Consider the following 9,065-nt stretch of genomic DNA (forward strand, 5'->3'; position numbering starts at 1 on the left):
CGGACATGGAAGCCCATTTCAAGACCAAGTTGAAAGCACAGCAAGTGGTGGAGCCATCTTTAATTGGTGGCGTCAAAGTGGCAATCGGCGATCAAGTATTGGATCTGTCGTTGCAAGGCCGTTTAAACAGCCTGCACACGGCAATGATGAATTAGGAGAGTTTTCATGCAGCTTAATCCTGCTGAAATTAGCGATTTGATTAAAGCCAAGATTGAAAATCTGTCGGTGGAATCAGAATTGCGTACCCGTGGTACGGTAATGTCTGTAACCGATGGTATTGTTCGTGTCCATGGCTTATCAGACGTGATGCAAGGTGAGATGCTCGAGTTCCCCGGCAACACTTTCGGCTTAGCCATGAACTTGGAGCGTGACTCCGTAGGCGCCGTGATTTTGGGTGAATCTGAGCACATTAAAGAGGGTGACACGGTTACCTGTACTGGCCGGATTTTGGAAGTTCCGGTGGGTCATGAGTTGGTTGGTCGTGTGGTGGATGCACTGGGCCGTCCCATTGATGGCAAAGGTCCAATCAATACCACGCATACTGCACCAGTGGAAAAAATTGCCCCAGGTGTGATTGCGCGTCAATCCGTAGATCAACCCATGCAGACTGGTTTGAAGGCTATTGATTCAATGGTACCGGTAGGCCGAGGTCAGCGCGAGCTGATTATTGGTGACCGTCAAACTGGTAAAACCGCAGTAGCGTTGGATGCCATCGTTAATCAAAAAGGCACTGGCGTTATTTGTATCTATGTGGCAGTCGGTCAAAAAGCCTCCTCCATTGCCAACGTAGTGCGCAAATTGGAAGAACATGGTGCGCTGGCTCATACTATTGTGGTTGCGGCTACCGCTTCTGAAGCGGCTGCACTGCAGTTTATTGCGCCTTATGCCGGTTGCAGTATGGGTGAATATTTCCGCGATAATGGTGAAGATGCTTTGATTGTATATGATGACTTGTCCAAACAAGCCGTTGCCTACCGTCAGATTTCATTGCTGTTGCGTCGTCCACCTGGTCGTGAAGCTTATCCGGGTGACGTGTTCTACTTGCATTCACGCTTGTTGGAGCGCGCTTCTCGCATCAATGCCCACGAAGTGGAAAAGTTAACCAATGGTGCCGTCACGGGCAAAACGGGTTCTTTGACGGCATTGCCTATCATCGAAACCCAAGCGGGTGACGTGTCTGCATTCGTGCCGACCAATGTGATCTCCATTACCGATGGCCAGATCTTCTTGGAAACGGATTTATTTAACTCTGGTATTCGTCCAGCCATTAATGCGGGTATTTCAGTATCCCGAGTTGGTGGTGCAGCGCAAACCAAGGTGATTAAAAAATTGGGCGGTGGTATTCGTTTGGCCTTGGCTCAATATCGTGAATTGGCGGCGTTCTCGCAATTTGCTTCCGATTTGGATGAAGCGACACGCAAGCAATTGCGTCATGGTGAAGTAGTGACCGAATTGATGAAACAAAAACAATTCAGCACTTTAGGCACTGGCGAAATGGCGTTGACTTTGTGGGGCATCAACAACGGGTCTTATGATGATGTGCCTGTAAACAAAGCATTGGCCTTTGAGGCTGAGTTCTTGAGCTATGTGCGTACGCAGTTGCCTGATGTATTGGCCGACATTAATGCCAAAGGCGCCATGAGTGATGAGAGCGAAAAAGCGTTGTCCGAAGCCATGAAAACCTTTAAGGCGTCTTACGGCTATCAAGCCTGATGCGCACACTGAAAGGAGTCTGAAATGGCAGTAGGGAAAGAGATTCTCACCAAAATTCGCAGTGTTCAAAATACTCAAAAGATCACTAAAGCGATGCAGATGGTGTCAACCTCTAAAATGCGGAAGACTCAGGAGCGGATGCGTCAAGCGCGTCCGTATGCCGACAAGGTGCGCCAAGTGATGAGTCATTTGGCGCAAACCAATACGGATCATAATTTGCCCATCTTGGCACATCGAGATCATGTCAGCAAAGCAGGATTTATTCTGATTACCACGGATAAAGGTTTGTGTGGTGGGTTGAATGCCAATTTGCTGAAGACTTTGTTTGCCAAAGTACAGTCTTATGAAGAGCAAGGTGTGTCTGTTGAGATTGTGTGTCTGGGTAGCAAAGGTTTGGCTGCCTGTAATCGCGTCGGTCTGACAGTAACTGCCAGTGCAGTTAACTTAGGCGATACCCCGAAAATGGAATCTATTTTGGGGCCAGTTACTGAAATCATCGAGCGCTATGCAGCCGGTGATTTAGACGTGATCCATTTGGTGTATGCTGGATTCGTCAATACCATGCGCCAAGAACCGCAATTGGAAACCTTGTTGCCAGTAGGTGAACAGGTACTCGGTGAAGTTCATGAGGACAAAGCATACGGTTGGGATTATGTGTATGAACCGGATGCGGCCACTGTATTGGCCTATTTGGTCCGCCGTTATTTAGAGTCTGTGGTATATCAAGCATTGAGTGAAAACATGGCGTCTGAACAGGCTGCGCGTATGGTGGCGATGAAAGCCGCTACGGACAATGCCGGCAATGCCATTAAGGAATTGCAATTGATATACAACAAATCGCGTCAAGCTGCGATTACCACAGAGTTGTCAGAAATTGTGGCCGGTGCCGCTGCCGTTTAAGGCAGCCCGGTCGAATAAACTTAGGATGCGATAATGAGCCAAGGCAAAATCGTACAAATCATTGGTGCCGTGGTGGACGTTGAGTTCCCACGCGACATCATTCCGAATGTGTATGACGCCCTGAATTTGGTGGATACCGACCTAACTTTGGAAGTGCAACAGCTTCTAGGTGATGGTGTGGTGCGTACCATTGCCATGGGCAGTTCCGATGGTCTGAAACGCGGTATGCAAGTGATCAATACCAAAGCGCCCATTAGTGTGCCGGTGGGTACCGCGACTTTGGGTCGTATTATGGACGTATTGGGTCGCCCTGTTGATGAGGCGGGCGCCATTGATACCGATAAAACCCGCGCAATTCACCAATTGGCCCCAAAATTCGATGAGCTGTCGAGTTCTACCGATGTATTGGAAACCGGTATCAAGGTGATTGATTTGCTTTGCCCGTTTGCCAAAGGCGGTAAAGTGGGTTTGTTTGGTGGTGCCGGTGTGGGTAAAACCGTCAACATGATGGAGTTGATCAATAATATTGCCAAAGCACACAGCGGTTTATCTGTGTTTGCCGGTGTGGGTGAACGTACCCGCGAGGGCAATGACTTCTACCATGAAATGAAAGATTCCAACGTATTGGATAAAGTGGCGATGGTCTATGGCCAGATGAATGAACCCCCAGGCAACCGTTTACGCGTGGCATTGACGGGTTTGACCATGGCTGAATATTTCCGTGACGAAAAAGACGCCAATGGCAGAGGCCGTGATGTGTTGTTGTTCATTGACAACATTTACCGTTATACCTTGGCCGGCACTGAAGTATCTGCTTTGTTGGGCCGGATGCCTTCTGCTGTGGGCTATCAACCGACATTGGCGGAAGAAATGGGCCGTTTGCAAGAACGCATTGCTTCCACACAAACTGGTTCTATTACGTCTATTCAAGCCGTATATGTGCCTGCGGATGACTTGACTGACCCGTCTCCAGCCACCACATTTGCGCATTTGGATGCCACCATTGTATTGAGTCGTGATATTGCGTCTCTGGGTATTTATCCTGCAGTGGATCCTTTGGATTCTACTTCACGTCAGCTTGACCCCACAGTTATTGGCCAAGAGCACTATGACGTGGCTCGTGGTGTGCAGGTTACCTTGCAAAAATACAAAGAATTGCGTGACATCATCGCAATTTTAGGTATGGATGAATTGTCTGATGAAGATAAGCTAACGGTGATGCGTGCCCGTAAAATTCAGCGTTTCTTGTCGCAGCCTTTCCACGTAGCCGAGGTATTTACTGGTTCTCCTGGTAAATACGTTTCCTTGCGCGACACCATTGCTGGCTTTAAAGCCATTTTGAGCGGTGAATACGATTACTTGCCAGAACAAGCATTTTACATGGTAGGTGGAATCGAAGAAGCTGTTGAAAAAGGCAAAACCTTAAACTAAGGAGCCCTTGATGAGTACCATGCAAGTGGAAGTGGTGAGTAACGAGGAAAATATCTTTTCGGGTGAGGCCAGCTTTGTGGTGGTACCCACCCAAACAGGTGAATTGGGTATTTACCCACGTCACGAACCGATTATGAGCTTGGTGCGTCCCGGTGCTCTGCGTTTGACGGTGCCTGGCCAGAAAGAAGAAGTTCTGGTTGCTGTATCCGGTGGTGTTTTGGAAGTCCAATCTAACCGATTGACGGTTTTGGCTGATGTAGCCATTCGCAGTTCAGAAATGGATCGCGAGCGCGCCGAGGCTGCCCAAAAAGCAGCTGTATCCAGTATCTCAGCCGCGACTGATGAGAAATCATTGGCCAAAGCGCATGCAGCACTGGCGGCGGCATTGGCGGAACTGAAAACCTTGGATTACCTGCGTTCACACAAACACTAAGCGGGGATGTTTGAATCTTTGCATCAAAGCACGGCTAGTCCGTGCTTTTTTATTGTCCAATTAAGCGAATTGGCCATCAAAAGTACCAGATTAAAGGCTGCCTGAACGTGTTTCAGGTAGCCTTGGTCGCTCATCCAAAGACCTGTCCTATAATTTGATAAACCGAATGCAATTCAGGGCGCATGGATAGCAATCATCATCATAGTATTGATGTGCCAGTTGGCCATGTTGCTTGTTCGATTGATAAGAAAAACCATATGTGCAGTCGCATTTGCGTGGCGCATGATGCGGTTGCACTCACGCCGGATTGTATTAAAACTCAAACACAGCGTTGTATGGTGGTGAGAGATATTTGCTGCTTGAGTTCACTATTTTTTGAATTTTATGAGGTCATTCGGTTTTCCTGAAACCAATGCTTGGAATTGACTAATGGCTCAATCACATCCAAAAGATTATAAATAGGCGTCTTTTCAGTGTATCGCCAGCATGGAATGCACAGACCCTTTTGCTTGCAGTTGCTGACTGTTTCAGCCAGCTTAGCCCATAAATACAGCGTGTATTTATGGGTTTTTTTTGTGGGTGGCGTAATATGTTTTAAATTCTTTTGGATTGAATATTTGGGGTATGGGCCACAATGCACACGGCGACTGGGCAATCAGGTAGAATCAGCGTCCTGCAACACCAATCAAATGCAACAAGAGGAAATAGAGGCTGCCTGAAAATCTCAGGTGGCCTTTACCCATTTCTGGAGTTTTTAAGGTCATGCACACACGACACATCCCGCATCCACGCTGGCTACTTTTTGCTTTGGCTATGGGCGGCTTCGCCATTGGTACCACTGAATTCGCCACCATGAGCGTGCTGCCCTACATGGCTGCGGGTTTGCACATTAATGAGCCCACTGCAGGACATCTCATTAGCATTTATGCGTTGGGTGTCGTGGTAGGCGCACCGGTGATTTCGGTATTGGGCGCGCGGTTCAGTCGCCGCAGCTTGTTGCTGGGGTTGATGGTCTTTTTTGCCTTGGCGCATTTGGGTACGGTGTTGGCACCGAACTATCACACCATGATGTTGTTTCGCTTTTTATGTGGCCTGCCGCATGGGGCTTATTTTGGCGTGGGTGCACTGGTGGCGGCGGCTATGGTGCCATCGAGTAAGCGTGCCCAAGCAGTGGGTTTGATGATGGTGGGGCTGACGCTGGCCACCACCATTGGCGTGCCTTTGACCAGTTGGTTGGCGCAAGCCATCAGTTGGCGAGTGGTGTTTGGTGTGGTGGCCATATTGGCGGTGCTGACGGTGGTATTGGTGGCTGCTTTTTTGCCGAATACCCGTATGCAGGGGAGCGGCAGTAGCCCGTTGCGAGAACTCAGTGCACTCACCAATCGACAAATCTGGCTGACCTTAGCCATTGGTGCGATTGGTTTTGGGGGCATGTTTGCCATTTATGCGTACATGGCCTCAACGCTGCAAGAAGTTACGCAGGTGTCGCCGCATGTGGTGCCATTGGTGATGTGTTTGTATGGCGTCGGCATGACCTTGGGTAATTTGATTGTGCCGCGATTGGCCGGGAAACGCATTATGGGAGGGTTGGCTTGGCTACTGGTGTGGTCGGCGCTGATGCTGGCTATTTATCCCTTTGCTGTACATCATTTCATCTGGGTGTGTGTGCAAGTCCTGTTGATTGGTGTGAGCGGTGCTGTGGGTACTTTGTTGCAAATTCGGCTTATGGATGTGGCCAAAGAGGCGCAAACATTGGCTGCTGCTTTGAACCATAGCGCTTTTAACGCTGCCAATGCATTGGGGCCATTTTTGGGTGGTTTGGCCATCTCCGCTGGTTATGGTTGGGCCAGCACGGGTTGGGTAGGTTGTGCCTTGGCGCTGGCCGGTTTGGTGGTTTGGGTAGTCACCGTATGGGATGCCCGCCGTTCAGGCAACCCAGTGCAGTAAATATCCTTGGATATTGCCATGCTATTTGAAATCAATGGCGCTGAATGAAGTGTATGCTTTCTTGTAAAACCGTATGGCTGGCTTGGAAGTGCATATCGAAATTGAAATCATGGCGCAATTTTTCCGGGTGGTTTTTGGGAAAAATTCGGGCTGTGACTGGCACCCCCAGTGCGTTTAATCGGGCCACAAAAGGCACGCTCTGGCCCGCTGTGAGTACATCTTCTTCACTAGCGCTTAAATATACCGGCGGGTAATCATGGGTTAGCCAAGGCAGTGCGGACATGCGGTCTAGCTGTGCTGTATTGGGATGCTGGCTGCCAGCAAAATGACCAATCACGTCTTGCATCCCTTGGTTCACCAGCCAAGGAGTGTGCTGGCGAGCGGCATACAGGGCGGCCATGTCGTATACGCCGCTGTGTAATACCATACCTTTCAGTTGTGTCGCGCGCAGTGCTGGCTGAAAACCCAGCTGTTGAGCCAGTGCTGGGTTGGTGACGGCTGCAGCATAAGTACTCACCAAATTGGCGCCAGCGGAGTCACCCGCTAGAATGATGTTGTTTACATCAATAGGCCATTGTGTATGCTGCTTTAAGACGGTGGCAATGGCGCTGTCTATCTCCAGTAATTGTTGCGGGAAATGGGCCTTAGGCACCAGTGTGTAGCCAATGTTTATGCTGGCAATATTGGCGTCTGCCAATAAGCGTAAATAGCTGCGGGCACCTTCTTTGTTTCCGCCTACCCAGCCGCCACCATGCACCCATACCACCAAGGGCAATAATCGCTGTGGCGATGATGCTGCCGCACGTGGATAGAAGACATCAAATTGAGTTTGGGGCCTGTTGTTGCTGGTTAAGTTTTCATGTATTTCAATTGGTTGTTTAACTTGTGTTTGTGCATAGGTGTCTAAATCGGCCACTGCGCTGGCGGCTTGGCTATCCATCAGTTTTCCAATGAGATGAGCATTCAATTGGCTACAGCCGGCCAAGAGCAATGTGGTGCCGAGTGTTAGGATGGTCAGAAAATAAGGAAGAGTACGCATGGTGGGCCTTATTGGATGAGATGTGGGGAAAGCCTATTTATTCAATACGATTAGCGTGGTGCCGCGAAGTCGCCCCATTGCATTTGCATGGCAGCCAGTACGGCTAGGCTGGCGGTTTCGGTGCGCAGTACGCGCGGGCCTAAGCTAATGGCTTGAAAGCCATATTGCTGTATCGCCAGCATTTCCTCAGCCGCGCTTAACCCGCCTTCTGGCCCGATCAATATGGCGACGCTGGTAGGTTGGGCTAAGTGATTCAGTGCTTGTGGTTGATTTAAGCTCATAATGAGTTTGGTGGGTACGGTTGCTTGGGCCTGTAAGGCTGCCTGAAACGGCAAAATAGCGTGCACGGTTGGTATGACGGTGCGCCCACACTGTTCACAGGCGGCAATGGCAATGTCTTGCCACCGTCCCACCTTTTTATCAGCACGCTCGCCTGCCGGCCGTTGGCTGCTGCGCTCAGTAATAACGGGTTGTATGGCAGCTACCCCCAGTTCGACACTTTTTTGAATGGTGAAATCCATGCGCTCACTGCTGGAAATCGATTGCAACAGCGTAATGGAAAGGGGGGATTCAATGCTGTATCGCCGTTGGTCAATTAAGCGAACCGCCACATCTTTTTTACCCATGGTGGTGATTTGTGCTGTGTAAACCACGCCCCGGCCATCCATCAATTCAATATGTTCCTCTGGTTGCTGGCGCAATACTTGCACATGTCGTGCCACATTCCCCGGTAAGGTAAATTCAGTGGTGCTGAAATAAGAAGAAGGGACGTAAAAGCGTGGCATGGTGTTTGTGTTTCCTTGGGAAATAGTTAATATTGCAATTTGTTGACTTAATTAGCAAGTTGAGAACATGGTGCTGGATAAACTTATTGGGTTGGTACGACAAGTGGCACAGGCCGAGGTGATGCCCCGTTTTTTGGCGGTTAGCGTCAGTAAAAAGCACGATGGTTCCTTGTTGACAGAAGCCGATGTGGCGGCCCAGTCGGCTTTTGCAAAGGGGTTACGGCACATTATTGATTGCCCGATGCTGGGTGAGGAAATGAGTGCACAAGACCAATTGGCGCTATGGCAATACAATGGCGGCGGTTTGTGGGTAGTTGACCCGATTGATGGCACCAATAATTTTATCAATGGCATGCCGCATTTTGCCTTGTCTGTGGCCTATGTGCAGCATGGTCGCAGTCAATTAGGCGTAATTTTTAATCCGGTTTCACAAGAGTGCTTTTACGCCCAGCATGGGTATGGCGCTTTTTTGAATGGGCAGAAATTGCCACTGCGTAGCGTGGAGAAGCCATTAATTGATGCCATCGCGGGTGTGGAAGTGAAGTATTTGCGGTCAGGAAAACTGTCGAGCCGGATGCAAACTTTGGCGCCCGTTGGGAGTCAGCGCAGCATGGGGTGCAGTACTCTAGATTGGTGCTATTTGGCTGCAGGCCGTTATGATGTTTATGTGCATGGTGGTCAACGGCTGTGGGATTATGCTGCTGGGGCATTGATTTATGAAGAAGCAGGAGGACAGTTGGCTACTTTGGAAGGAGATGATTTCTGGAGTGGGCAACATGTGTTCAATCGGTCAGTCATTGCTGCCTTGCAGCCGGCG

General features: G+C 49.5%; 9 protein-coding genes. 7 read left to right on the forward strand and 2 right to left on the reverse strand.

From position 1 onward, the window contains the following. From A2F46_RS11035 to A2F46_RS11070, 6 genes are all read left to right on the forward strand, one after another. Window positions 1-155: F0F1 ATP synthase subunit delta (locus tag A2F46_RS11035; RefSeq protein WP_197457650.1), on the forward strand; the 155-nt coding region annotated here is incomplete at its 5' end. Between the two features lie 10 nt (window positions 156-165). Beyond that, entirely contained in the window at window positions 166-1,713 is a 1,548-nt protein-coding gene (atpA, locus tag A2F46_RS11040; RefSeq protein ID WP_066570445.1) for a F0F1 ATP synthase subunit alpha, read from the forward strand. A gap of 24 nt (window positions 1,714-1,737) precedes the next feature. Then, on the forward strand, window positions 1,738-2,613 hold the full coding sequence (gene atpG / locus A2F46_RS11045) for a F0F1 ATP synthase subunit gamma (RefSeq protein WP_066570447.1): 876 nt from the start codon (window positions 1,738-1,740) through the stop codon (window positions 2,611-2,613). A 33-nt stretch (window positions 2,614-2,646) separates the two neighbouring features. Continuing rightward, window positions 2,647-4,044, forward strand: a complete 1,398-nt coding sequence (gene atpD / locus A2F46_RS11050) for a F0F1 ATP synthase subunit beta (RefSeq protein ID WP_066570450.1) — start codon at window positions 2,647-2,649, stop codon at window positions 4,042-4,044. Window positions 4,045-4,054: 10 nt separating this feature from the next. Beyond that, the gene (locus A2F46_RS11055; RefSeq protein WP_066570452.1) at window positions 4,055-4,477 is read left to right on the forward strand and encodes a F0F1 ATP synthase subunit epsilon; all 423 of its coding nucleotides are present in this window, start codon (window positions 4,055-4,057) and stop codon (window positions 4,475-4,477) included. Between the two features lie 762 nt (window positions 4,478-5,239). Next, window positions 5,240-6,424 (forward strand): MFS transporter, encoded by a 1,185-nt coding sequence (locus A2F46_RS11070; RefSeq protein ID WP_066570459.1) that lies wholly within the window; start codon window positions 5,240-5,242, stop codon window positions 6,422-6,424. 31 nt (window positions 6,425-6,455) lie between these two features. On the opposite strand, the gene A2F46_RS11075 is transcribed toward A2F46_RS11070, so the two are convergent. Both A2F46_RS11075 and A2F46_RS11080 read right to left on the reverse strand, forming a co-directional pair. Further along, window positions 6,456-7,463: an alpha/beta hydrolase gene (locus A2F46_RS11075; RefSeq protein ID WP_066570460.1), complete on the reverse strand. Its 1,008-nt coding sequence runs from the start codon at window positions 7,461-7,463 to the stop codon at window positions 6,456-6,458. 50 nt (window positions 7,464-7,513) lie between these two features. Next, window positions 7,514-8,248: a 16S rRNA (uracil(1498)-N(3))-methyltransferase gene (locus tag A2F46_RS11080; RefSeq protein ID WP_066570462.1), complete on the reverse strand. Its 735-nt coding sequence runs from the start codon at window positions 8,246-8,248 to the stop codon at window positions 7,514-7,516. Window positions 8,249-8,315: 67 nt separating this feature from the next. Here A2F46_RS11080 and A2F46_RS11085 point away from each other — a divergent pair. Further along, window positions 8,316-9,065: inositol monophosphatase family protein (locus tag A2F46_RS11085; protein WP_369796342.1), on the forward strand; the 750-nt coding region annotated here is incomplete at its 3' end.

Origin of the sequence: Snodgrassella sp. CFCC 13594, assembly GCF_001590725.1 — a bacterium.
GTDB lineage: Bacteria > Pseudomonadota > Gammaproteobacteria > Burkholderiales > Neisseriaceae > Snodgrassella.

Coding starts and splice junctions, on each gene's coding strand:
- atpA (WP_066570445.1), top strand. CDS start 166: ATGCAGCTTAATCCTGCTGAAATTAGCGATTTGATTAAAGCCAAGATT.
- atpG (WP_066570447.1), top strand. CDS start 1,738: ATGGCAGTAGGGAAAGAGATTCTCACCAAAATTCGCAGTGTTCAAAAT.
- atpD (WP_066570450.1), top strand. CDS start 2,647: ATGAGCCAAGGCAAAATCGTACAAATCATTGGTGCCGTGGTGGACGTT.
- A2F46_RS11055 (WP_066570452.1), top strand. CDS start 4,055: ATGAGTACCATGCAAGTGGAAGTGGTGAGTAACGAGGAAAATATCTTT.
- A2F46_RS11070 (WP_066570459.1), top strand. CDS start 5,240: ATGCACACACGACACATCCCGCATCCACGCTGGCTACTTTTTGCTTTG.
- A2F46_RS11075 (WP_066570460.1), bottom strand. CDS start 7,463: ATGCGTACTCTTCCTTATTTTCTGACCATCCTAACACTCGGCACCACA.
- A2F46_RS11080 (WP_066570462.1), bottom strand. CDS start 8,248: ATGCCACGCTTTTACGTCCCTTCTTCTTATTTCAGCACCACTGAATTT.